The organism is Bradyrhizobium jicamae (assembly GCF_018130695.1).
Classification (GTDB): Bacteria; Pseudomonadota; Alphaproteobacteria; order Rhizobiales; family Xanthobacteraceae; genus Bradyrhizobium; species Bradyrhizobium jicamae_B.
Map to the genome: position 1 here is coordinate 81,198 of NZ_JAFCJX010000018.1, position 21,575 is coordinate 102,772.

Annotated in this window: 23 protein-coding genes; 15 read left to right on the plus strand and 8 right to left on the minus strand. The window is 66.0% G+C overall.

Annotated elements, in window-relative coordinates; all coding sequences use genetic code 11:
* Positions 1-66: 66 nt before the first annotated feature.
* Genes JQ604_RS25175 through JQ604_RS25205 form a run of 7 tightly spaced genes read left to right on the plus strand, consistent with a single transcriptional unit; the run spans position 67 to position 7,243 of the window.
* The gene (locus JQ604_RS25175) at positions 67-1,605 is read left to right on the plus strand and encodes a sugar ABC transporter ATP-binding protein (protein ID WP_212363177.1); all 1,539 of its coding nucleotides are present in this window, start codon (positions 67-69) and stop codon (positions 1,603-1,605) included.
* The gene (locus JQ604_RS25180) at positions 1,605-2,588 is read left to right on the plus strand and encodes an ABC transporter permease (protein ID WP_212363179.1); all 984 of its coding nucleotides are present in this window, start codon (positions 1,605-1,607) and stop codon (positions 2,586-2,588) included. The genes JQ604_RS25175 and JQ604_RS25180 overlap by 1 nt, the downstream gene beginning before the upstream one ends.
* Positions 2,585-3,565, plus strand: a complete 981-nt coding sequence (yjfF, locus tag JQ604_RS25185) for a galactofuranose ABC transporter, permease protein YjfF (RefSeq protein WP_212363181.1) — start codon at positions 2,585-2,587, stop codon at positions 3,563-3,565. The genes JQ604_RS25180 and yjfF overlap by 4 nt, the downstream gene beginning before the upstream one ends.
* Complete coding sequence (locus JQ604_RS25190) at positions 3,562-4,332, plus strand: FadR/GntR family transcriptional regulator (protein ID WP_212363183.1); 771 nt, start codon at positions 3,562-3,564, stop codon at positions 4,330-4,332. The genes yjfF and JQ604_RS25190 overlap by 4 nt, the downstream gene beginning before the upstream one ends.
* 9 nt (positions 4,333-4,341) lie before the next feature.
* Positions 4,342-5,271: a Gfo/Idh/MocA family protein gene (locus tag JQ604_RS25195; RefSeq protein ID WP_212363185.1), complete on the plus strand. Its 930-nt coding sequence runs from the start codon at positions 4,342-4,344 to the stop codon at positions 5,269-5,271.
* 2 nt (positions 5,272-5,273) lie between these two features.
* Positions 5,274-6,344, plus strand: a complete 1,071-nt coding sequence (locus JQ604_RS25200; protein WP_212363187.1) for an aldose epimerase family protein — start codon at positions 5,274-5,276, stop codon at positions 6,342-6,344.
* 20 nt (positions 6,345-6,364) lie between these two features.
* A complete protein-coding gene (locus JQ604_RS25205; RefSeq protein ID WP_212363339.1) occupies positions 6,365-7,243 on the plus strand; it encodes an SMP-30/gluconolactonase/LRE family protein in 879 nt (292 codons plus the stop codon).
* Positions 7,244-7,357: 114 nt separating this feature from the next.
* On the opposite strand, the gene JQ604_RS25210 is transcribed toward JQ604_RS25205, so the two are convergent.
* Both JQ604_RS25210 and JQ604_RS25215 read right to left on the minus strand, forming a co-directional pair.
* Positions 7,358-8,161, minus strand: coding sequence for a transporter substrate-binding domain-containing protein (locus tag JQ604_RS25210; RefSeq protein ID WP_249158628.1), 804 nt, complete (start codon positions 8,159-8,161; stop codon positions 7,358-7,360).
* Positions 8,162-8,168: 7 nt separating this feature from the next.
* Positions 8,169-9,140 (minus strand): tripartite tricarboxylate transporter substrate binding protein, encoded by a 972-nt coding sequence (locus JQ604_RS25215; RefSeq protein WP_212363189.1) that lies wholly within the window; start codon positions 9,138-9,140, stop codon positions 8,169-8,171.
* A 212-nt stretch (positions 9,141-9,352) separates the two neighbouring features.
* Here JQ604_RS25215 and JQ604_RS25220 point away from each other — a divergent pair, with 212 nt between their 5' ends.
* The 6 genes from JQ604_RS25220 to JQ604_RS25245 all read left to right on the plus strand — a co-directional run bounded on the left by JQ604_RS25220 (position 9,353) and on the right by JQ604_RS25245 (position 14,467).
* Positions 9,353-10,075, plus strand: a complete 723-nt coding sequence (locus JQ604_RS25220) for a TetR/AcrR family transcriptional regulator (protein WP_212363191.1) — start codon at positions 9,353-9,355, stop codon at positions 10,073-10,075.
* Between the two features lie 41 nt (positions 10,076-10,116).
* Positions 10,117-10,998, plus strand: coding sequence for an amidohydrolase family protein (locus JQ604_RS25225; protein ID WP_212363193.1), 882 nt, complete (start codon positions 10,117-10,119; stop codon positions 10,996-10,998).
* Positions 10,999-11,245: 247 nt separating this feature from the next.
* Complete coding sequence (locus JQ604_RS25230; protein ID WP_212363195.1) at positions 11,246-11,959, plus strand: PIG-L deacetylase family protein; 714 nt, start codon at positions 11,246-11,248, stop codon at positions 11,957-11,959.
* A complete protein-coding gene (locus tag JQ604_RS25235) occupies positions 11,956-12,636 on the plus strand; it encodes a 4-carboxy-4-hydroxy-2-oxoadipate aldolase/oxaloacetate decarboxylase (protein ID WP_212363197.1) in 681 nt (226 codons plus the stop codon). The genes JQ604_RS25230 and JQ604_RS25235 overlap by 4 nt, the downstream gene beginning before the upstream one ends.
* A 14-nt stretch (positions 12,637-12,650) precedes the next feature.
* Positions 12,651-13,520, plus strand: coding sequence for a hypothetical protein (locus JQ604_RS25240; RefSeq protein ID WP_212363199.1), 870 nt, complete (start codon positions 12,651-12,653; stop codon positions 13,518-13,520).
* On the plus strand, positions 13,520-14,467 hold the full coding sequence (locus tag JQ604_RS25245) for a DUF1932 domain-containing protein (RefSeq protein ID WP_249158629.1): 948 nt from the start codon (positions 13,520-13,522) through the stop codon (positions 14,465-14,467). Before JQ604_RS25240 ends, JQ604_RS25245 begins: the two co-directional genes overlap by 1 nt.
* Before the next feature lie 15 nt (positions 14,468-14,482).
* Here JQ604_RS25245 and JQ604_RS25250 read toward each other — a convergent pair whose 3' ends face one another.
* Positions 14,483-15,454 (minus strand): Bug family tripartite tricarboxylate transporter substrate binding protein, encoded by a 972-nt coding sequence (locus JQ604_RS25250; RefSeq protein WP_212363201.1) that lies wholly within the window; start codon positions 15,452-15,454, stop codon positions 14,483-14,485.
* A 131-nt stretch (positions 15,455-15,585) separates the two neighbouring features.
* On the opposite strand from JQ604_RS25250, the gene JQ604_RS25255 reads away from it, so the two are divergent.
* On the plus strand, positions 15,586-16,368 hold the full coding sequence (locus tag JQ604_RS25255; protein WP_212363203.1) for an SDR family NAD(P)-dependent oxidoreductase: 783 nt from the start codon (positions 15,586-15,588) through the stop codon (positions 16,366-16,368).
* 181 nt (positions 16,369-16,549) lie between these two features.
* Here the strand turns inward: JQ604_RS25255 and JQ604_RS25260 are convergent, their stop codons facing one another.
* The 4 genes from JQ604_RS25260 to JQ604_RS25275 are packed head-to-tail and all read right to left on the minus strand — an operon-like array spanning position 16,550 to position 19,475.
* Complete coding sequence (locus tag JQ604_RS25260) at positions 16,550-16,954, minus strand: DUF4440 domain-containing protein (RefSeq protein ID WP_212363205.1); 405 nt, start codon at positions 16,952-16,954, stop codon at positions 16,550-16,552.
* 12 nt (positions 16,955-16,966) lie between these two features.
* Positions 16,967-17,491, minus strand: a complete 525-nt coding sequence (locus JQ604_RS25265; protein WP_212363207.1) for a flavin reductase — start codon at positions 17,489-17,491, stop codon at positions 16,967-16,969.
* A gap of 11 nt (positions 17,492-17,502) precedes the next feature.
* Positions 17,503-18,261: an SDR family NAD(P)-dependent oxidoreductase gene (locus JQ604_RS25270; protein ID WP_212363208.1), complete on the minus strand. Its 759-nt coding sequence runs from the start codon at positions 18,259-18,261 to the stop codon at positions 17,503-17,505.
* Between the two features lie 56 nt (positions 18,262-18,317).
* Positions 18,318-19,475, minus strand: coding sequence for an acyl-CoA dehydrogenase family protein (locus tag JQ604_RS25275; protein WP_212363209.1), 1,158 nt, complete (start codon positions 19,473-19,475; stop codon positions 18,318-18,320).
* A gap of 416 nt (positions 19,476-19,891) precedes the next feature.
* Between JQ604_RS25275 and JQ604_RS25280 the strand changes: the two genes are divergently transcribed.
* Positions 19,892-20,371: a MarR family winged helix-turn-helix transcriptional regulator gene (locus tag JQ604_RS25280; RefSeq protein ID WP_212363210.1), complete on the plus strand. Its 480-nt coding sequence runs from the start codon at positions 19,892-19,894 to the stop codon at positions 20,369-20,371.
* 7 nt (positions 20,372-20,378) lie between these two features.
* Here JQ604_RS25280 and JQ604_RS25285 read toward each other — a convergent pair whose 3' ends face one another.
* Positions 20,379-21,419, minus strand: coding sequence for a LacI family DNA-binding transcriptional regulator (locus JQ604_RS25285; protein WP_212363211.1), 1,041 nt, complete (start codon positions 21,417-21,419; stop codon positions 20,379-20,381).
* Positions 21,420-21,575: the final 156 nt, after the last annotated feature.

Sequence of the window (21,575 nt, forward strand, 5' to 3'; positions counted from 1 at the left end):
TCCATCCCGCGACAAGCATTCAGCGTTCGCCGCTCACAGCGGCCGGGCGCAAGGACACGCGAACTGATGCAGGAAACGGCCGAGGCCCGGCAACCGCTTCTCGACGTGCGCGGGCTCAGCAAGAGCTTTGCGGCGTTGCGCGCGCTCGACCAGGTCGATTTCACGCTGCGCGCCGGCGAGATCCACGCGCTGCTCGGCGAGAACGGCGCCGGCAAGTCGACCTTGATCAAGGTGATCACGGGCGTGCTGGCGCGCGACGCCGGCACGGTGTCGCTCGACGGCAAGGAGATCGTGCCGCGCTCGGCCAAGGAGGCGCTGACCGCGGGGATTGCCACCGTCTATCAGGAGGTCAATCTGCTGCCGAATTTGTCGGTGGCGCAAAACCTCTATCTCGGCCGACAACCCACGCGGTTCGGCATCGTGCGCGACGGCGAGATGAAGCGGCGCGCGGCAGAATTGCTCGCCGGCTACGATCTGCATATCGATGTCGCAGCACCCCTCGGCAGCTATTCGGTCGCGATCCAGCATGTGGTGGCAATCGCGCGCGCGGTCGATCTGTCGGCGCGGGTGCTGATCCTGGACGAGCCGACCGCGAGCCTCGACCGTCACGAGGTCGAGATGCTGTTTCGCACCATGCGGGGACTAGCCGCGCGCGGCATCGGCATTGTCTTCGTCACCCACTTTCTCGATCAGGTCTATGAGATCTCCGACCGCATCACCGTGCTGCGCAATGGCAGACTGATCGGCGAGCGCATGACATCGGCGCTGCCGCGGCTCGATCTGATCCACATGATGCTCGGCCGCGAGTTGAGTGAGACCACCGAAGAGCGCGCCGTGCATGAGAAGTCAGCGGCCGCGCCCTGCGCATCCTTCACCAATTTCGGCAAACGCGGCTACATCGCGCCGTTCGATCTCGAGCTGCGCCATGGCGAAGTCGTCGGCCTCGCCGGCCTGCTCGGCTCAGGCCGCACCGAGACCGCGCGCCTGGTGTTCGGTGCCGAGCGCGCCGACAGCGGCACGGCGTCGGTCGAAGGCAAGCCAATTCGGCTGCATTCGCCGCGCGATGCCGTGCAGCACGGCTTTGGCTATTGCCCGGAAGAGCGCAAGACCGACGGCATCGTTGCCGAGCTCACGGTGCGCGAGAACATCGTGCTGGCGCTGCAGGCCAAGCGCGGCATCGCAAAACCGCTGTCGCGCAGGGAGCAGGACGAGATCGCGGCGCGCTTCATCAAACTGCTCGACATCCGTCCGCCCGATCCGGAGCGGCCGATCGGCTTGCTGTCCGGCGGCAATCAGCAGAAGGCGCTGCTGGCGCGCTGGCTCGCCACCGAGCCGCGGCTCTTGGTGCTGGACGAGCCGACCCGCGGCATCGACGTCGGCGCGCATGCCGAGATCATCCGCCTGATCCGCGAACTCTGCGAGCGCGGGCTGGCGCTGCTCGTCATCTCCTCCGAGCTCGACGAGATCGTGGCCTATTCCGACCGTGTCGTGGTGCTGCGCGACCGCGCCCATGTCGGCGCGCTCGATGAGCATGCGATCGGCGTGCCGTCGATCCTGGCTGCGATCGCCGCCGATGACGCGGCGCGGATCGCGGAGGAGGCGTGATGGCACTTGCCCTGCCGCGCCGCGGCCTTGCCCAGATCGCCGCCCTGATCGTGATCCTTCTGATCGATCGCATGGTGTCGCCGCAGTTCTTTGACCTCAGGCTGCAGGACGGTCGTCTGTTCGGCAGCCTGATCGACGTGCTCAATCGCGGCGCGCCGGTGGCGCTGCTCGCGCTCGGCATGGTGCTTGTGATCGCGACCCGCGGCATCGATCTCTCGGTCGGCGCCGTCATGGCGATCTCGGGCGCGATCGCAGCCAGTCTCGCCGACAGTCATGCCTGGCCGGTCGCGGTCGCCGCCGCGCTCGGCGCGGGCCTGTTGTGCGGATTGTGGAACGGCTTTCTGGTCGCGATCCTCGGCATCCAGCCGATCGTCGCGACCTTGATCCTGATGGTGGCCGGCCGCGGCATCGCCCAGCTGATCACCGAGGGGCGGATCGTGACTTTCACCTCGCCCGATATCATCTGGTTCGGCACCGGCTCGCTGCTCGGCATGCCGGCGCCGGTGGTGATCGTCGTGGGCATGCTGATCGTGACGGGTCTCGTGGTGCGCGGCTCGGCGCTGGGCCTCTTGATCGAAGCCGCCGGCGGCAATGCGCGGGCCAGCGAATTGTCCGGCGTCGGCATCCGCACCATGGTCGTTTCCGTCTATGTCTGGTGCAGCCTGTGCGCCGCGCTCGCAGGCATCATCGCCGCCGCCGACATCATGGGGGCCGATGCCAACAATGCCGGGCTGTGGCTCGAGCTCGACGCGATCCTCGCCGTCGTGATCGGCGGTACCTCGCTGTTCGGCGGCCGCTTCAGTTTGGTGCTCGCCGTTTGCGGCGCTCTGATCATCCAGGCCATGAACACCGGCATCCTGCTGTCCGGCTATCCGCCGGAGTTCAACCTGGTGGTGAAGGCCGCCGTGGTGCTGGTCGTGCTGCTGCTGCAATCGCCGCGGCTATCGGACCTCGTCGCGAATTACCGAAAGGCGCGCGCATGAGGAGACCGTCGCCCGTCATGATCACCGCGCTGGTGTTTGTCGCCGGCTTCGTGATCTGCTCGCTGCAGTTCCCGAACTTCGCCTCGACGCGTGTCGTCGCCAATCTCCTCACCGACAACGCCTTCCTCGGCGTCGTCGCGATCGGCATGACGTTCGTCATCATCTCCGGCGGCATCGATCTGTCGGTTGGCTCGGTGATCGGCTTCTCCACGGTCTTCGTGGCGCTGACCACGGAAAAGCTCGGACTGCCGCCGCTCCTGGCGTTCGCGATCCTGCTCGTGCTCTGCGCCGCCTTTGGCGCCGCGATGGGGGCGGTGATCCATGTCTTTGACATGCCGCCCTTCATCGTGACTCTGGCCGGCATGTTCCTGGCGCGCGGCATCAGCTTCCTGATGTCGACGGAATCGACGCCGATCACCGCGCCGCTCTATTCCGCCGTCTCCGATTTCGGGATCGCGCTGCCCGGCGGCGGGCGGCTGACCGCGATTGCGCTGATCATGCTGGCGGTGGTCGCCTTCGGCAGCATCCTGCTGCACTTCACCCGTTTCGGCACCAATGTCTACGCCATGGGCGGCAACCGGACAGCCACGGCGCTGATGGGCGTCGAGATCGGCTCCATGACGGTGCGGATCTACATGCTGTCCAGCGTGCTGGCCGGCCTTGCCGGGATCGTGTTCTCCTTCTACACCGCCGCCGGCTATTCGCTCTCGGCCGTTGGTGTCGAGCTCGACACCATCGCGGCGGTGGTGATCGGCGGCACGCTGCTGTCGGGCGGGCAGGGGACAGCGATCGGGACCTTCATCGGCGTCTTGATCCAGGGGCTGATTCAGACTTACATCAACTTCGACGGGACGCTGTCGAGCTGGTGGACAAAGATCGCGACCGGCGTCCTGCTGTTTGCGTTCATCGCGCTCCAGCAGGGCATGGTGCGGCTGGCGGGGCGGTCCCGCGCGATCAGGGCAGGAGGCGTGACATGAGCTCCGGCTTGGTGATCATCCCGACGCGGCGGGCGCATTCCAACCACGCCGAGGTGGCCCGCAGCATCGGCATCGATATCATCGCCGGCCGCTACGCCGAGGGCAGCCGGCTGCCGGGCGATGCGGAGATGACCGCCCATTTCGGCGTCTCGCGCCCGGTGCTGCGCGAGAGCATCAAGACGCTGGTGGCCAAGGGCCTGCTCACCACCAAGGCCCGGGTGGGCACCGTGGTGCGCGGCCGCGGCTTCTGGAACATGTTCGATGCGGATGTTCTGGCCTGGCATCTCGACGTCGGCATCGACAAGCAGTTTCTGGGCGATCTCGCCGAGATACGCCTGGCCATCGAGCCGCGCGCGGCGGCGCTGGCGGCGGCCCGGCGCAGCGAGGCCGATATCGCCGAGCTGCGCCGCTGCATCGCGATCATGCGAAAGGAACCATCGGATTCGGACGCCTTCGCCGATGGCGACCTTGCGCTGCATATCGCGGTCGCCAACGCCTCCGGCAATCCCTTCATGCGTTCGGCCGACAGCGTGATCGAGGCGGCGCTGCGCGCCTCCTTCGTGCTCAGCGCGCCCGTCGATCCCATGGACCGCGAGACGGTGCTGAGCTGGCACCAGCGCATCGTCGACGCCATCGCCGAAGGCAATGCCGAGGATGCCGCAGCCGCGATGAATGCCGTGATCTTCAACGGCGTCCGCCGTCATGGCAATCCGATGGCCGATCCCGCGCTACAGGAGCCTGCGACTTCGACCGAGAACAAGGACTGAGGGCACGCCGTGAGTGACCAGCTTCGCATCGCCATCGTCGGCTTTGGCGAGATCGCCCGCCGCGAGCATGTGCCCGGCATTGCGGCCGTGCCGGGGGCTACGCTGGTCGCGATCGCAGACCCCGTGAAGTCGTCACCGGACCTGCCGCATTTCCGCGACCTCGACGATCTCCTGCGCAATGGCCCCGAAGTCGATGCTGTGGCGCTCTGCACTCCGCCGCAGATCCGTCACGCCCAGGCGACGATCGCGCTCGCGGCCGGCAAGCACGCGCTGTTGGAGAAGCCGCCCGGCGCGACCGTTGCCGAACTGACGCCGCTGATCGCAGCCGCGCAAGCGGCAAAGCGCACGCTGTTCGCGACCTGGCACTCACGTTACGCACCGGCGGTCGAGCCGGCGCGGCAGCTGCTGGCGTCGCGAAAACTCACCAAGGTGACGATCATCTGGAAGGAAGACGTCCGCGTCTGGCATCCGGGCCAGGCCTGGATTTTTCAGGCGGGCGGCTTCGGCGTGTTCGATCCCGGCATCAATGCGCTGTCGATCCTGACGCACATTCTGCCGCGGCCGGTGTTCGTCAGGAAATCTGAGCTCGCCTTTCCGTCCAACCGCGAGGCGCCAATCGCCGTCGAGCTCGACATGACCGACGTCACGGGATTGCCGATTCGTGCCGAGTTCGATTTCCGCCAGACCGGGCCGCAGACCTGGGACATCCGCATCGAGACCGAAACCGGACCCGTCACGCTGTCGAAGGGCGGCCGGCAGCTGTTCGATGGCGGCCAGACGGTCGTCGATGCCAAGAAGGAAGAATATCCCGAGCTCTATCGCCGCTTCGTCATGCTGGCGGCGCAGGGCGCGTCCGACGTCGATCTCGCGCCGTTGCAACTGGTGGCCGACGGCTTCATGCTGGGGCGACGGAGAACCGTCGAACCGTTCGAGGACTGAAAATGACGTCAGAGAGGATTGATCGCGCGCCCTTCGGCAAGATGCCTGAGGGGGCCGTGGTCGAGCGCATCACGTTGCGCGGCGCCGGCGGCTTTGCCGCCAACATCATTCCGTTCGGCGCCGCGATCCAGTCGCTGCTGGTTCCCGACCGCAACGGCCACTGCGACGACATCGTGCTTGGTCACGACGATTTCGACGGCTACCTCGGCCAACGCAAATATTTCGGCGCGACCGTCGGTCGCTACGCCAATCGGATCGCCGGCGCGCGCTTCACGCTGGACGGGGCGCCATACAATCTGGAGGCCAACAACGGCCCGAACGCGCTGCATGGCGGCGCGCAGGGGTTTGATCGGAAACTCTGGCAGATCGTCGAGGTGAGCGAGGCGCCCGAGCCGATGCTTGTGCTGTCGCACTTAAGCCCCGATGGCGATCAGGGCTATCCCGGCAATCTCACGGTCCGTCTCGTCTATCGCATCACCGGGCCCGCAGAATTGTCGCTGTCGATGGAGGCTGCGACCGATCGGCCGACCATCGTCAATTTGACCAACCACAGCTTCTTCAATCTCGACGGCGCGCGCGCGGGCACGCCGATCCTCGACCAGCGGCTGACGATCGCGGCCGATCATTTCCTCGCCGTCGACGCCACGGCGATTCCGCTACTGGGCCCGCCGCGGTCCGTCGACGGCACGTCGTTCGATTTCCGCAAGCCCACCGTGATCGGTGAGCGCATCCGGAAGAACGAGGAGCAGCTGCGGCTCGGCCGCGGCTACGACCACAATTACTGCCTCTCGTCGGAGCGCGGCGTGCGCTTCGCCGCGCGGGTCGAAGCCCCCCGCAGTGGCCGCGTGATGGAGCTCTTCACCGACCAGCCGGGCGTGCAGTTCTATTCCGGTAATTTCCTCGACGGCAACACGGCGGGGAAGGGCGAACTGCTGTACCGCCAATCCGACGCGCTGTGCCTCGAGCCGCATGCCTGGCCGGATTCGCCGAACCGTCCGGACTTCCCCTCGGTGCGGCTCGATCCCGGCCAGACCTATCGCCACACCAGCGTCTATCGCTTCTCCGTCGCGTGATCGCCATGGGTGATGACCTGATCGAGGACGTCCCGACCTCCGTGCTCTCGGCGGAGCGCTGCCATCTCGGCGAAGGCCCGACCTACGATGCGACCACCGACACCGCCTGGTGGTTCGACATCAGGGAGTGCCGGCTGTTCGAGCATCGCTTCGCCGATGGACGCACGAGCATTCATAAATTGCCGAACATGGCGAGCGCGCTGGCGCGGATTGATGATATCAGGCAGCTGATGCTGACGGAGGATGGTCTCTACGTCCGCGAGATCGCGAACGGCCGCCTGACTCTGTTCGCCGCGCTGGAGGCCGACAATCCGGTGACCCGCTCCAACGATGCCCGCGTGCATCCGTCCGGCACGTTCTGGATGGGCACCATGGGCAAACGCGCCGAGAAGGGCGCCGGCGCCATCTACGCACTGCATCGCGGACAAATCACCCGGCTTTATCCCGAGGTGACGATCCCGAACGCGATCTGCTTCTCGCCGAATGGCGATATCGGTTATTTCGCCGACACCGGAAAGAACGTGCTCTACCGCGTGCCGCTCGATGCCGCGACGGGATTGCCGCTCGGCGACCCCGCGCCGTTTATCCAGCACAAAGGTGTTGGCGGCATCGATGGCGCTGTGGTCGATGCCGATGGCCTGATCTGGAACGCCCGCTGGGGCGGCGGCTGCGTCGACGTCTACGATCCCGCTGGGAAGCGGCTGCGGTCTTTGCGCGTGCCAGCGAAGCAATCGAGCTGCCCGGCCTTCGTCGGTCGCGATTTCTCGAAGGTCCTGGTCACGTCAGCCTGGCAGGACATGGACGAAGCCGCGCGCGCTGCCGATCCCGGCCATGGCCAGACGTTCCTCCTCGACGCCGCCGCGCGCGGCCGGCCCGAGCCGGACGTCAAACTGTCCTGAAAACCAGTCATTCTCCGTCATGGCCGGGCTTGTCCCGGCCATCCACGTCTTTCTTGCCGATCGAGAGCGAAGACGTGGATGCCCGGGACAAGCCCGGGTATGACGAACTCTCGACTACTCCGCCTTCGCCGCGCCGCGCAGGCCGGCGTCCTTCTGCGCTTTTTCCAACTGCCCGTTGCCCTGCACGTCCTTCACGAACGCGCTGACGAATGCCGAGGCCTGCTCGCGGCCCTTTGGCGTGGCGACGGCCATATGCTCCAGCCCCCAGCGGCCGTCGAGGATGCGCGCGCCCGGCATCGAGTCCGAGATCTCGTATAGCGTCGGCTTGTTGGTGGCATAGAGATCGATCTCGCCGCTGGCGAATTGGGCGACGGCGACCTTGACGCTCTCCACCGGCACGACCTTGGCGTTGGTGAATTTCGCGCCGAGCGTCTTCTCGGACGTCGAGCCCTTGGTGACGCCGACGCGGACGCCCGGACGGTCGATCTCGCCCACGCCTGCAATCTTCGAATTCGCCGGCACGAGATAGCCGAGCTCGACCGAGATCAGCGTCGGGCTGAAGCTGACGTCGTTGGCGCGGGCCGGCGTTGCGTTGGTGACGGTGAAATCGACCTCGCCGTTCTTGATCGCCGCGATCACATCGGCGACGCGCGGAAAGGTGACGTACGCGACGGGAACGTTGAGCCGCTTTGCGAGCTCGGCGCCGATGTCGTGGCTCAGACCATGCTCCTGGTGCGTGGCAGGATCCGTCACCAGGGACGTGGGACTGCCCGGATAGACGCCGACGCGCAGTTTGCCTGTCGGCGCCAGCACATCCTTCTCGCCATCGGCGTGGGCCGATGCCACGGCCAGCGTCGCGACGATGAAGGCGAGGGTGATGCCGCGACGCATCGCCGTCGGTTTCGTGGAGTATGCCATCACGTCCTCACTGTGCGCGGACGTTGGCGGCCTTCAGCACCGGCTCCCATTTGGTTGCCTCGGCATGCATGTAGGCATCGAACTCGCTTGCGGTGCTGCCGAGCGGCGTCGCGCCGAGCTTGTCGAGCGTCGCTACCACCGTCGGATCCTGCAGCGCCGTCTTCAGATCGGCCTGCAGCCTGGCGACGATCTCCGGCGGCATCTTCGCAGGCCCGAGGAAGCCCCACCACACTGAAACGTCATAGCCCGGCACGCCGGATTCCGCGACCGTCGGCACATTCGGCAGTGCCTTCGAGCGTGCGGCCGAAGTCACCGCGAGCGCGCGCACCGCGCCGCCGTCGATCTGGCCGATCGCTTCCGCCAGCGGATTGAGGCTGAGGGGAATGTCGCCCGCGATCACGGCCGTCAACGCTGGCGCGCCACCCTTGTAGGGCACTGCGACGATTTTCACCTTGGCCATGTATTTCAACAGCTCGCCGGCGAGATGTGCCGAGGTGCCATTGCCGGACATGCCGTAAGACAGCGCGTCCGGCTCCTTGCGTGCAGCAGCCAGTACATCTTCCAGCGTCTTGTAGGGGCTGGTCTTGGAGACGACCAGCGCGAGCGGCGAAGAGGCGACCTCCGTGATCGCCGTGAAATCCCTGAAGGTGTCGTAAGGCAGGCTCGGATAGATGAACTGGTTCAGCGGATGGCCGCTCGCGACCAGGATCAGCGTGTATCCATCGGGCGCGGACTGTACGAGCGCCTGCGAGGCGATCACGCCGCCGGCGCCAGGGCGGTTGTCGATCACGGGCTGCTGGCCCCAGCTCTTGGCGAGGGATTGCCCCAGCGTCCGCGCCAGCACGTCGACCGCGCCGCCGGCGGCATAGGGGACGAGGATGTGCACCGGCTTGCTCGGGAACGTCTCCGCCTGCGCGGCGGTTGCCATCATCAGCGCGGCAGCCGCGAGCGCGCGGCCGATGGTCTTGAAGCTCATCATTCCGTTTCCTTCCTTGGCGGCTGGCTCGCTGCACCTCTCCCGCTTGCGGGGGAGGTCGACGCGCTTAAAGAGCGCGGCGGGTGGGGGCTCTGTCCACGTTGGGAATCCCAACGCGGTGGCACCCCCACCCCAGCCCTCCCCCGCAAGCCGGAGAGGGAGCCACATCAACGTTTTTGTTGACGTGACCTGATCTTTTGTACGATAGTACAAATATGGTTCGCAAGTCTCCCAAAGTCGCAGGCGCGCGCAAGCCCAATATGCGCGAGGCGATCCTCGCCGCCGCCGAGGAACTGTTCTCCACCAACGGCTTCAACGCCGTGTCGGTGCGCGACATCGCCCAGGCTGCCGGCGCCAATCCCGGCAGCGTCACCTATCATTTCGAGACCAAGGACGGCCTGCTGCTGGAAATCTACAAGCGGCATTGCGGCCCGATGAATCTGCGCCGCTCGGAACTGCTCTCGGCGGCAAAGCGCGTGCGCGACCTGCAGGACCGGCTGGAGGCGATCGTCCGCGCCTATGTGCTGCCGGCCTTCACCTCGGGCAGCGATCTCGCCGGTGGCGGCGCGCGCTTCACGCGCTTGCGCGCAGTGATGTCGGCCGAGGGCAACGAGGTCGCGCGAAAAATCATCGCACAGACCTTTGACGACACCAGCCACGCCTTCATCGACGCGATCCACGAAAGCCTGCCGCACATCCCGCGCAACGAGATCGTCTGGCGCAGCCACTTCCTGCTCGGCGCGCTCTATTACACGCTGGTGACGCCGGAGCGGGTCTCGCGCCTGTCGCGCGGCAGCGCCGATGGCGCCGATCCCGGCCTTGCGATCGAAGAGCTCGTCCGCGCCACGGTGGCCTCGTTCCAGGCGCCGCCATCGGATTCCACCGCGCCGGCACGACGCAAGGCCGCGGCCACAATCAAGAATCAAGACGAACGCTGATCGCCGTTCGCCCGACGCGCTCCAGGGCCCATGCGAAACCGATGCTGACACCAACGATTCCCGGACCCGATCCGAACACCCGTACGCCCAGGTTCAAGCTGCCGCCGCTCGCCTGCGACGCGCATTGTCACATCTTCGGCCCGCACGCGAAATACCCGTATGCGCCCGACCGGCCCTACACGCCGCCGGATGCGGGCCTCGATGATTTCCGCGCGCTGCACGCCAGGCTCGGCGTCGGCCGCGCCGTCATCGTCAACGCCAGCGTTCACGGCACCGACAACCGCGTCGCGCTCGATGCCATCGCCGTGAGCAACGGTGCCTACCGCGCAGTCGCCAATATCGACGATGGCATCAGCGAGCGTGACCTGCGCGCGCTGCACGACGGCGGCTTCCGCGGCTGCCGCTTCAACTTCGTGCGCCATCTCGGCGGCGTGCCCGACAAGCGCGTGTTCGAGCGCGTCGTCGCGATGATCGCGCCGCTCGGCTGGCACCTCGACTTGCATTTCGATGCGATCGATCTGCCTGTCTACGCCGAGATGCTGGCGAAACTGCCGGTACGCTACACCATCGACCACATGGGTCGGGTCAAGGCCGCCGACGGTCTCGACCAGCTGCCGTTCCGGACGTTGATCGATCTGATGCAGCGCGACGAAAAATGCTGGGTCAAGGTCTGCGGCAGCGAACGCGTCTCGTCCGCAGGTCCACCCTTCACTGACTCTGTGCCCTTCGCCCGCCGCATCGTCGAGACCGCGCCCGACCGCGTCATCTGGGGCACCGACTGGCCGCATCCGAACGTCAAGGCGATGCCGAATGACGGCGACCTCGTCGACCTGATCCCGCTGTTCGCGCCCGAGGCGGAACTGCAGCAAAAGATTCTGGTGAGCAATCCGGCAAAACTGTTCGAATTCGACAGGCAGGAATGACGATGCTGGATGAGGCTAGGCACGCTCCCTCTTCGCCTCGCCCCGCTTGCGGGGAGAGGCCGGATCGCATCGCAGATGCGATCCGGGTGAGGGGGAGCCTCCGCGAGTCAATCTCTCACCGTCCTCGCGAAGGCTCCCCCTCACCCTAACCCTCTCCCCGCAAGCGGGGAGAGGGGAACGAGAGACTGTGCTGCCTGAAATCGTAAGCAATAAATCCAAATACATTCAACGAAAGGGAGATCGTCCCATGAAAACAGGTCTGGTCATTACCGCCCACCCCGGCGATTTCGTCTGGCGCGCCGGCGGCGCCATCGCGCTGCATGCCAGGAAGGGCTATCGCGTCAAGATCGTCTGCATGTCCTTTGGCGAGCGCGGCGAGAGCCAGTTCGCCTGGAAGGAGCCGGGCGCGACGCTGGAATCCGTCAAGGCCGGCCGCAAGGACGAGGCCGAGCGTGCGGCCAAGCTGCTCGGTGCCGAGATCGAGTTCTTCGATTGCGGCGACTATCCTCTGAAGACAACCGAAGCGCATTTCGACCGCATGGTCGACATCTATCGCGAGCTCAGCCCCAGCTTCGTGCTGACGCATGCGCTGGAAGACCCCTACAATTTCGACCATCCGGACGCCGCGCATTTCGCGCAGCAGACCCGCGTGGTGGCGCAGGCGATGGGGCACAAGCCGGATGCCAAGTACAAATATGCGGCGCCGCCGATGTTCCTGTTCGAGCCGCACCAGCCGGAGATGTGCAACTTCAAGCCTAATTTGATCCTGAAGATCGACGAGGTCTGGGAACAGAAATACGAGGCGTTCAAGATCCTCGCTGCGCAAAAGCACCTCTGGCACTACTACGAGCGCGTCGCACTGAACCGCGGCATCCAGGGCAGCCGGAACACCGGCGTGCCCATGACCTATGGCGAGGCCTATCACCGCCTGTTCCCGACCGTCGAGGAGATTTTGCAGTGAAGCCGGTCGTCATCAGGAATATCGAGCGCGCCGATCCCCAGGGTTTGGAAGCCCATGGCGTCTCGACCGTGCATGAAGCGATGGGCCGCTTCGGCCTCATGAAACCCTACATGCGGCCGATCTGGCCGGGCGCGGCGATCGCGGGCCCCGCGGTGACTGTGCTGGCGCAGCCCGGCGACAACTGGATGATCCATGTCGCGGTCGAGCAGTGCAAAAAGGGCGACGTGCTGGTGGTCGGCTGCACCACCGACAATACCGACGGCATGTTCGGTGAGCTCCTGGCATCTTCGCTCGCGGCGCGGGGCGTGCAGGGCCTGATCATCGACGCCGGCTGCCGCGACGTGCGGGCGCTGCACGAGATGAAATTTCCGGTGTGGTCGCGTGCGATCTCGGCCAAGGGTACGGTGAAGGCAACCCTCGGCTCGGTCAACATCCCCGTGGTCTGCGCCGGCGTCAACGTGAACCCCGGCGACATCATCGTGGCCGATGACGACGGCGTGGTGGTGGTGCCGAAGAAGATCGTCACGGACGTGGCGCAGAAAGCCAGGAAGCGCAGCGACGAAGAGGGCTGCAAGCGGCAGCGGCTGGCCTCCGGCGAGCTCGGCCTCGACATGTACAACATGCGAGAGGCGCTGGCGAAGGCGGGGCTGGTCTATCTCGATCATCCCGAAGACTGATCGCGGAGCTGGAGATGGAGAAGCCAAAACTGCGCGCCGTGCTCGGCAATCACCTGCATGTCCAGGCGGTGAAGAGTGGCGAGTTGCGGTCGGACGCGTTCGATCTCGACTTCGTCGAGTACACGCCGACCAACACCGCGTTCAAGCCGATGGTGCGCGAGCAGGCCTTCGACGTCTGCGAGATGGCGATCGTGACCTATCTGATGGCGAAGGCGCACGGCAAACCGCTCGTGCTGCTGCCGGCCACGATGCTCGGCCGCTTCCAGCATGGCTATGCGCTGTATCGCGCCGGCGGAGCCAAGCTCGGCCCCGTCGATCTCGCAGGCAAGCGCGTCGGCATCCGCTCCTTCACGACCACGACCGGCGCCTGGATCCGCGGCATTCTCGCCAATGACTATGGCGTGAACCTCGATGAGATCAACTGGATCACCTTCGAGGATCCGCACGTCGCCGAATACATCGACAGGACCGCGCGCGCGCCGAAGGGCAAGAATGTCCTGCAGATGCTGAAAGACGGCGAGCTCGATGCGGTGCTTGGCGAGACCTCGACTGATCCGGCCTTCGCCCCACTGTTCGCCGATCCCGATGCCGAGGCCCAGCGCTGGTACCGGCAGCATGGCGTGGTGCCGGTCAATCATCTCGTCGTCGTGACCGAACAACTGGCAAAATCACGGCCCGATCTTGTGCGCGGCGTCTACGATCTCCTCAAGGGAGGCAAGATGAAGATGGGAACGCCTGGCAAGCCCGATCTGGTTCCATTCGGCGTCGAGGCCAATCGCAAGCCGCTGGAGCTGATCATTGACTATGCGTTCCAGCAGGCGCTGATTCCACGGCGCTTCTCGGTCGACGAGTTGTTCGACGACACAACGCGGGATTTGAACTGATGGCGATCTCAGGCGATTCCATGACGTGGCAGGTCGGCCTGCTCGGCTATGGTGAGGTCGGGCGCATCCTTGCCGAGGATCTGCGCAAGCAGGGCGTCAAGGTCGCAGCCTACGACATCAAGCTCGGGAATGAGCAAGGCGCGCCGCTGCGCGATCATGCTGGCGGCATCGGCGTGACGCTGGCCGCGTCGCATGCGGAACTGGCGGCGCAATCCGATTTCATCATCTCCGCGGTGACCGCGAGCCAGGCCGTGCCGGTGGCGCAGGCCGCCGCACCCGCCGTTCAGAAGGGCGCCTGGTTTCTCGACTTCAACTCGGCTTCTCCCGGCGCCAAGCAGCGTGCGGCCGCGGTCATCGACGGTGCGGGCGGTCGCTATGTCGAGGGTGCGGTGATGACCTCCGTGCCGCCTTATCGCATCAAGGTGCCGCTGCTGCTCGGCGGCCGCGGCGCGCGGGAGCTGGCGCCCTCGCTGGTCGCGCTCGGCTTCGCGGCCAAGGTGGCCAGCGACGAGCTCGGCGTGTCCTCCGCGGTGAAGATGTGCCGTAGCATCATGATCAAGGGCCTCGAGGCGATGGTGATCGAAAGCTTCACCACCGCGCGCGCCTATGGCGTCGAAGACGCGGTGCTGGCCTCGCTCACCGAGACCTTTCCGACCATCGACTGGGAGAAGCAGGGCGCCTATTTCTTCCAGCGCGTGATCGAGCACGGCCGCCGCCGCGCTGAGGAGGTGCGCGAGGTCGCCGAGACCGTACGCGAAGCGGGCCTGACGCCATGGTCCGCGCAGGGCACCGCGGAGCGGCAGGCCTTCATCGCCGATCTCGCCGATGAGGGCGTGTTCGGCGCCAAGGGGACGAAAGAGTTTGCCCGCAGCGCCGACTGGCGCACCGAGGCGGATCGAATTTTGGCCAAGATCAACAGCACGGCAAAGCGCAAGGCGGCCGGCTAGCGACGGCGTCGCGCGCTAATTCATCGTGGCGCCTGACGCCTTGATGATCCCGGCCCATTTGGTGGTTTCATCGGCCAGGAATTGCCCGAACGCGGTACCTGCGACGGTGCCGGGCTCGGCGCCAAGTTCGGCGAAGCGCTTCTGCACGTCAGGCATTTGCAGGATCGCCGTGACATCATCCTGCAGCTTCGCCAACACCGCCGGCGGCGTCTTCGCAGGCGCCACCAGACCGAACCAGGCCGATGCTTCGAAGCCGGGAACGGTCTCTGCGACAACAGGCACGTCGGGCAGGGCGCTCGCCCGCTTCGCGCCGGCGACCGCAATCGCATTGATCAGCTTTCCCTGCACCTGCGGTAGCAGCGCCGGCATGTTGTCGAACATCATGGGGATGTGGCCGGCCAGCAGATCGTTCATCGCGGGCGCCGCGCCCTTGTAAGGCACGTGCACGATGTCGATGCCGGTCATGCTCTTGAGCAGTTCGCCGGCGAGATGGTTGGTCGCGCCGATGCCGGACGAGCCGAAATTGATCGTGCCCGGTTTGGCCTTGGCGAGCGCCACGAGCTCGCTGACGTTCCTGACGCCGAGCGAGGGGTGCACCACCAGCACGATCGGCACCGTCGCGATCAGCGCGACCGGCGCAAACGACGTGGCCGGATCGAACGGCAGCTTCTTGTACAGCGCGGCATTGGTGGTCAGCGGCGGCGGCGCGGTCAAGAGCAGGGTGGTGCCGTCAGGGTCGGACGTCGCCACCGCCTCGGCGCCGATATTGCCGCCGGCGCCGCCGCGGTTTTCGACCAGGAACGGCTGCGAGCTGCGCTCCGTCAGCTTCTGCGTCACGATCCGCGCGATGATGTCATTGGAGCCGCCGGCCGGGAACGGCACGATGATCCTGACCGGCCGTGACGGATAGCTTTGCGCGTGCACGGCGCCGCCGAGCAGGAACGTGGCACCGGCGGCGAGCAGCGAACGGCGGCTGAGCTGGGACATCGGCGTTTCCTCGTTTTTCGTCATGATCGCCGAGCAGGGCGCGATTGGCAATGCAGAGGTAGCTATTCCGCCGCGTTCCCTGCTGGCCTGCGATGCGCTAAAGGCTAGAGCCAGGAATTGAGGAGGTCCTCATGAAATTTTCCGGCAAGGTTGTCGCAATCACCGGCGCGGCGCGCGGCATCGGCAAGGCCTGTGCCGAGCGTTTCCTGCACGACGGCGCCAAGGTGGTCATCTCGGACATCGACGCGACCTCGCTGGCTCACGCCGCCAGGGACCTTCGACATCCCGACGCGCTGCGCACCGTCGAGGCCGATGTCAGCAAGCGCGCCGATGTCGATCGGCTGGTGGCGAAGGCGGTCAGCGATTTCGGCCGGCTCGACGTCATGGTCAACAACGCCGGCGTCGCGCGCAACCGCGACTTCCTCGAGATTGCCGAGGCCGAGTTCGACGATGTGATGGACATCAATCTGAAGGGCGCGTTCTTCGGCGTGCAGGCGGCGGCGAAGCAGATGATCGCGCAGGGCGGCGGCGGGGTCGTGATCAACATGTCCTCGGTCAACGCGCTGCTGGCAATCCCCTCGCTTGCGACCTATGCGATGTCCAAGGGCGGCGTGAAGCAGCTGACGTCGGTGGCGGCGGTCGCGCTGGCGCCGCATCGCATCCGCGTCGTCGCCGTTGGCCCGGGCACGATCCTGACCGAGATGGTCGCGACCGCGATCTTTTCCTCCGACGATGCGCGGCGCAGCGTGCTGTCGCGCACGCCGGCGGGCCGCTGCGGCGAGCCCAGCGAGGTCGCCTCCGTCGTCGCCTTCCTCGCCAGCGACGACGCGTCCTACATCACCGGCCAGACCATCTATCCCGATGGGGGCCGATTGATCCTGAATTACACCGTGCCGGTGACGGAGCAGAAGTGAGCGCGTTCGTCTTCACCTCGCCCCGCCTGCGGGGAGAGGTCGGATCGCATGCAACGAAGCGGAATGCGAGTCTCCGCGAACTTAACTGTGGCCGATTTACGCGGCGGCAGCCCCTCACCCCAACCCTCTCCCCGTAAGAACGGGGCGAGGGGGCGCGGTGCCGATGCCGTTAGACCTCAGCTTAAGTCAGCCACGTTTCCTGCAGATGCCGCCACACCGGCGTCGGGCGGTCGGCACGGTTGAGCAGCAGCGCGGTGCAGACGCGGTTGTTGACGCCGGAGTCCTGGGTCTGCTTTTCCTGATAGGTGACGAGCGCGGCGCCATCGCCGACATGGCGCACCACGACGTCGCTGATCTCCATGATCAGCGTCGGCCTTGTGCCGCGCATGCCGGGGAGCGCGCCGCTGAACTGCTGGTAGGTGATGATCTTGCCGGCCGGGTTCATCATATGAAAACCCTCGTCGAAGCGGGCGAGGATTCCGGCGGGATCGCCGGTGCCCTCGGCGCGGAACCAGGCCTGCAACAGACGATGCAGCCCGTCGATCTCGCGTGAGGCGGCGTCAGCGAAGGAAGAGGATGCAGACATGGAACCTCCTGTTCAGGATGATGGGCAGCACGCCGCCGCGGTGGCAGCCGGCTGCAGATGATGATAGGCGCGGTTGAAATAGATCAGCGCTTCCGGATCGGATCCCATCGCCAACGCCGCGACCTCGCAGAAGAAAACGCTGTGGGTCCCGATCGTCTCGGTGCGCACGATCCGGCAATCGAGGCTGACGGACGCATCTTCCAGCACCGGCGCGCCGGTTTCGAGCACGCGCCAGGAGCCGGCGGCGAAACGATCGGCGACGCCGAGCCCGCTCTTGCCGAACAGGCCGGAGAGATCCCGGTGCCGGCCGCTCAGCACGTTGACGCAGAGCACGCCGTTCTCGGTCAGATGCGCATGCGCGCCGGCCGAGCGATTGACGCAGACCAAGAGCGTCGGCGGCGAGTCGGTGACACTGCAGACGGCGGAGGCCGTTAGCCCGTGACGTCCGGCGGGGCCGTCGGTGGTGATGACGTTGACGGCGGCGCCGAGCCGGCTCATCGCGTCGCGGAACTCGGTCTGCTGGATGGTCGCGGTCATGGCTTCACTCCTTAACGCAGGTAGAGTCCGCCGTTGACGTCCCAGGTCGCGCCGTTGGCGAAGGCGGCACCTGGTGAAGCGAGCAACAGAACCATCTGGCCGATGAAGGCGGGATCGCCGATGTCGCCGACCGGGATCGTCGTCTTCAACCCGGCCAGCCGCTCCGGCGACAGCGTGCGATGAACCATCGGCGAGTCGATCGGGCCCGGCGCGATCGCGTTGCAGGTGACGCCCGATGGCCCGAGATCGCGCGCGAACACCTTCGTCAGCGTGACGATGCCGCCCTTCGAGGCCGCATAATGCGCGCCGGTCGCGCTGCCGCCGTTCTGGCCGGCGAGCGAGGCCATGTTGATCAGGCGGCCATGGCCGCGATCGCGAAAATAGTTGCCGAATACCTGGCAGCCAAGGAAGGTGCCACGCACATTCACCGCCATCACGGCGTCGAACTCCTCCGGCGAAATCTCCATCAGCGGCCGCGCCACGGTCATGGCGGCATTGTTGACCAGCACATGCACGCTGCCGAAGCGCGCGGTCGCTGCCGCAAGCGCAGCCTCGAATTGCGCCTTCTCGCGCACGTCGAGGCGATGGGCGAATGCGGTCTTGCCGGAGGGATCAAGCTCGCTGGCGAGCCGTTGTGCCGCCGCCTCGTCGATGTCGGCGATCATGACGCGATAGCCGCCGCCATGCAGCGCCTTCGCAATCGACATCCCGACGCCATTGCCGCTCCCGGTGATCACAGCGCAGCGCGCTTCCGTTCCCGTGACGCTCATCGTTGGTCTCCGATTCGAGTGATGGTCATCAAGAATGTCCTCGTTGCGTGCGAGGGCTATGGGAAGCCGGGCTGCGCGGGCAGGCCGAGCAGGATGCGGCCGGCGCTCTGCAGCGTGCCCTCGCTGAGGAAGGCGTGCTGCGCCACCACCAGGGCGTCGCACATCGCGCGCGCCAGATTATGCGTGGTGTAGATTGACGTGGTGCCGGCCAGCGTGCAGGCGATCCGTGCCACCTCGGCGCCGGTATGCGCGGCATGGGTCGCGGCAAGCCGCATCACCGTCATTGTCTTCTGGCTCGGCGGTCCCGCCTGCACCTCATCCCACAATTCCTCGGTCGCCTCATAGAAGAAGCTGCGCGCGGAGCGCAGCAACGCCTCGGCGCGCGCAATCTCGAGCTGGACATAGCCGCGGTCGGCCATCACGGGCGCGCCGGTGATCGAAGCGCGGCCGCCGGCCATCGCGATGACGTCGTCGAGCGCGGAGCGGGCGACGCCGATGCCGACGATCGCCAGCACCTGCGCCGCCATCGGCAGCGACGGATAGCGGTAGATCGGCAGGTCGACCGAGGCCGCGCCGCCGCGGATCATGGTCCATTCCTCCGGCACCACCACGTCCTTCACCACGATGTCGTGGCTGCCGGTGCCCTGCAGGCCGATCACGTCCCAGTTGCGGCGGATCGACACCTGCTTGGCCGGCATGACAGCGACGCGCGGCAGGCCGCCGGTGGAATCGCCGTCCACCGAGATGCCGGCACCGATGAAATCCGCTCCCGTCGATCCGCTGCAGAATTTCCAGAGGCCGTTGACGACGAAGCCCTCAGCTGTCCGTTTTGCCGGTTGCAGCGGAAACAATCCGCCGGCGAACACGACGTCGGGACCGTTGGCGTAGAGTTTGCGCAGGGTCGGCTCCGGGAGTGCTGCGAGATAGCCGGCGGAGCCGCCGAAGCTTGCGACCCATCCGGCCGAGCCGTCGGCTTCCGAAATCGCCTCGATCAGGCGGCAGAATTCCGCGGGCGTGCGCTCGTCGCCGCCGAACCGCTTGGCCACCATCGCGCGATAGACGCCGACACGCTTGAAGCCCTCGATGATGTCATCGGGCATCTGCTGGGCGGCGATGAACTCGGCGCGGCGCGCGCGGATGTCGGCGAGCAGCGCGGGCAGGGTATCGGCACTGGCCGCGGCCTCGCGGGCGACTGACTTCAGCGGGCTGTTCATGGCTCAGACCTCCGTGCGCAGGCGGATCATCCTCCGCGGCTTGCCATGATCAAACCAGAAATTAGTGGAATATTCCAGTAAAAAGTTTGGACGCCTCGGCGGAATTCGATTTTGCAGTGCCGCAAGCGGCGAGAACCGCAGAAGAATCAGGGTTCTACCGCATCGTCATGGCCGGGCTTGTCCCCGCCACCCACGTCTTCGTCGCGTAGAAGAAAGGCGTGGATGCCCGGGAGCCGGCTACGCCAAGGCTTCGCCGGGCTATAGTGCTCGCCTCGCCGAAGCTTTAGCGAAGGCGGGACAAGCCCGGGCATGACGGTGGTGGGGGCGGGGCAAGCCGCTCGCAATCGCAACGCCTTTATCCTAGGGATGGTTGCGACGGGGCGATCGCTTAACGCCTGGGCATTTGCGGAATCGAGATGCGAAAAGACGAGTTCGACAAGATCAAGCAGCACGTCAAAAGCGATGACAGCCGCTTCGTTGCCAGCCGTTCGCCGTTCTACCAGACCGTCCGCATGCTCGCGCAATATTACGCGCGGATGAACACGGTGCTGAAGCCGATGGGAATCGATCACGCCCGCTGGCGCGTGCTGTCGCTTTTGGTTGAGCATGAGCCGATCACGGTGTCTGAAATCGCCGACGATTGCGTAGTCAACATCTCGACCATGGCCAAGACCATCAACCGCATGGTGACGGAGGGTTTTGTCACCGTGCGCACCTCGAGCGCAGATGCCCGCTCGACCGAGGTGATGATATCCGACAAGGGGCGTGCGCTGCTCGACAAGACCCGCGAGAAGACGGCCGCGGTGTTCCAGGAAGCGCTGGGCGGTCTCTCGAAGACCGAGCTTCAGGTGCTCAACTCGCTATCGGCCCGCATCTTCGAGAATCTGTCGCAATAAACCGCTGTCAGCGCTCGCGCGGCGGTGTGCAGGAATGGCGCATGATGAAGCGGGTCGGCAGATAGACCGGCCGCGGGTCATGCGCCTTGTCGCCGTCGCGGATCCGCTCCAGCAGGATCCGCGCGGCGATCCGGCCGACCTCGTCGAGATCCCAGGTCAGCGCGCTGATCGCGGGCGTCGCATGACGGGCGAGGTCGGTGTCGCCGATGCAGACGAGGGAGATGTCGTCGGGATAATGAAGCCCCTGGCTGGCCAGCGCTTCCATGACGCCGGCGAGCATGTGGGTGCCCAGCGTGATGATGGCCGTCGGGCGGCTTTCGCCCTGTAGCAACTGGCGGACTTCGCTGAACGGCGTGCCTGAGCCCTGCATCTGCGGCCGCACCAGATCGGGGTCGACGTCGATGCCGGCCTCGGCATGGGCCTGGCGATAGCCGGCAAGTCGTTCCGAACTCGGCAGCAACGCGGCGCGCCCGGTCAAGAGCGCGATGCGGCGATGGCCGAGGCCGATCAGGTGGCGTGTGATCTCGAGCCCGCCGCCGCGATGGTCGGCGCGCACCGAGGGGACATCAGGCACCTCGCGGTCGATCGCGACGCAGGGCAGATCGAGTGTCGCAAGGCTCGCGGCGAAATCCGCGTGCGCATTGTCGCCGGCAAACAGCAGCAGGCCGTCCATCCGCCGCCGGCGCACCGCCGAGATGAAGGCGGTCTCGCGCGCCTCCTCGTGCCGCGTCGCCGCCAGCATCAGCACATAGCCGGCACGCTGGAATTCCTCTTCAGCGGCGTTGACCATGTCGCTGTAGAGCGGGTTGGAGAGGTCGGCCACCATGCAGCCGATCGTGTTGCTGGCGCGCGAACGCAGCGCCTGCGCGGCCGAATGCGGCTCGAAGCCGAGGCGATTGACCACGCGCATGATGCGCGCATGCAACTCGGGACTCGTGTGCGGTCCGCCGTTCAGCACGCGGCTGACGCTGCTGACGGACACGCCGGCCTTGGCCGCGACGTCGCGAATGGTCGGTCGTGCGGATGCGCTTCGTTGTGGTGTGGCCATCAGTGCTGTCTTGCCCGGTGTCGTCATCGATTGTGCTGCGATTCTGGAGCGCGTTTCCAGAGCCCGGGCATGGCCCGCGAATGCCGTCCCCAATTGGGTCAAGGAGTCAAAAACAAGTACCGTTTCTTATTATATATACAAGTAAAATCATATAGA

What these genes read in the sequence shown, in the direction of transcription:
- yjfF (WP_212363181.1), top strand. Translation starts at nt 2,585, where the DNA reads ATGAGGAGACCGTCGCCCGTCATGATCACCGCGCTGGTGTTTGTCGCC.
- JQ604_RS25210 (WP_249158628.1), bottom strand. Translation starts at nt 8,161, where the DNA reads ATGGCATACTCCACGAAACCGACGGCGATGCGTCGCGGCATCACCCTC.
- JQ604_RS25285 (WP_212363211.1), bottom strand. Translation starts at nt 21,419, where the DNA reads ATGGCCACACCACAACGAAGCGCATCCGCACGACCGACCATTCGCGAC.
- JQ604_RS25260 (WP_212363205.1), bottom strand. Translation starts at nt 16,954, where the DNA reads ATGTCTGCATCCTCTTCCTTCGCTGACGCCGCCTCACGCGAGATCGAC.
- JQ604_RS25240 (WP_212363199.1), top strand. Translation starts at nt 12,651, where the DNA reads ATGGAGAAGCCAAAACTGCGCGCCGTGCTCGGCAATCACCTGCATGTC.
- JQ604_RS25265 (WP_212363207.1), bottom strand. Translation starts at nt 17,491, where the DNA reads ATGACCGCGACCATCCAGCAGACCGAGTTCCGCGACGCGATGAGCCGG.
- JQ604_RS25255 (WP_212363203.1), top strand. Translation starts at nt 15,586, where the DNA reads ATGAAATTTTCCGGCAAGGTTGTCGCAATCACCGGCGCGGCGCGCGGC.
- JQ604_RS25190 (WP_212363183.1), top strand. Translation starts at nt 3,562, where the DNA reads ATGAGCTCCGGCTTGGTGATCATCCCGACGCGGCGGGCGCATTCCAAC.
- JQ604_RS25215 (WP_212363189.1), bottom strand. Translation starts at nt 9,140, where the DNA reads ATGATGAGCTTCAAGACCATCGGCCGCGCGCTCGCGGCTGCCGCGCTG.
- JQ604_RS25245 (WP_249158629.1), top strand. Translation starts at nt 13,520, where the DNA reads ATGGCGATCTCAGGCGATTCCATGACGTGGCAGGTCGGCCTGCTCGGC.
- JQ604_RS25200 (WP_212363187.1), top strand. Translation starts at nt 5,274, where the DNA reads ATGACGTCAGAGAGGATTGATCGCGCGCCCTTCGGCAAGATGCCTGAG.
- JQ604_RS25175 (WP_212363177.1), top strand. Translation starts at nt 67, where the DNA reads ATGCAGGAAACGGCCGAGGCCCGGCAACCGCTTCTCGACGTGCGCGGG.
- JQ604_RS25280 (WP_212363210.1), top strand. Translation starts at nt 19,892, where the DNA reads ATGCGAAAAGACGAGTTCGACAAGATCAAGCAGCACGTCAAAAGCGAT.
- JQ604_RS25270 (WP_212363208.1), bottom strand. Translation starts at nt 18,261, where the DNA reads ATGAGCGTCACGGGAACGGAAGCGCGCTGCGCTGTGATCACCGGGAGC.
- JQ604_RS25230 (WP_212363195.1), top strand. Translation starts at nt 11,246, where the DNA reads ATGAAAACAGGTCTGGTCATTACCGCCCACCCCGGCGATTTCGTCTGG.
- JQ604_RS25275 (WP_212363209.1), bottom strand. Translation starts at nt 19,475, where the DNA reads ATGAACAGCCCGCTGAAGTCAGTCGCCCGCGAGGCCGCGGCCAGTGCC.
- JQ604_RS25180 (WP_212363179.1), top strand. Translation starts at nt 1,605, where the DNA reads ATGGCACTTGCCCTGCCGCGCCGCGGCCTTGCCCAGATCGCCGCCCTG.
- JQ604_RS25225 (WP_212363193.1), top strand. Translation starts at nt 10,117, where the DNA reads ATGCTGACACCAACGATTCCCGGACCCGATCCGAACACCCGTACGCCC.
- JQ604_RS25250 (WP_212363201.1), bottom strand. Translation starts at nt 15,454, where the DNA reads ATGTCCCAGCTCAGCCGCCGTTCGCTGCTCGCCGCCGGTGCCACGTTC.
- JQ604_RS25220 (WP_212363191.1), top strand. Translation starts at nt 9,353, where the DNA reads ATGGTTCGCAAGTCTCCCAAAGTCGCAGGCGCGCGCAAGCCCAATATG.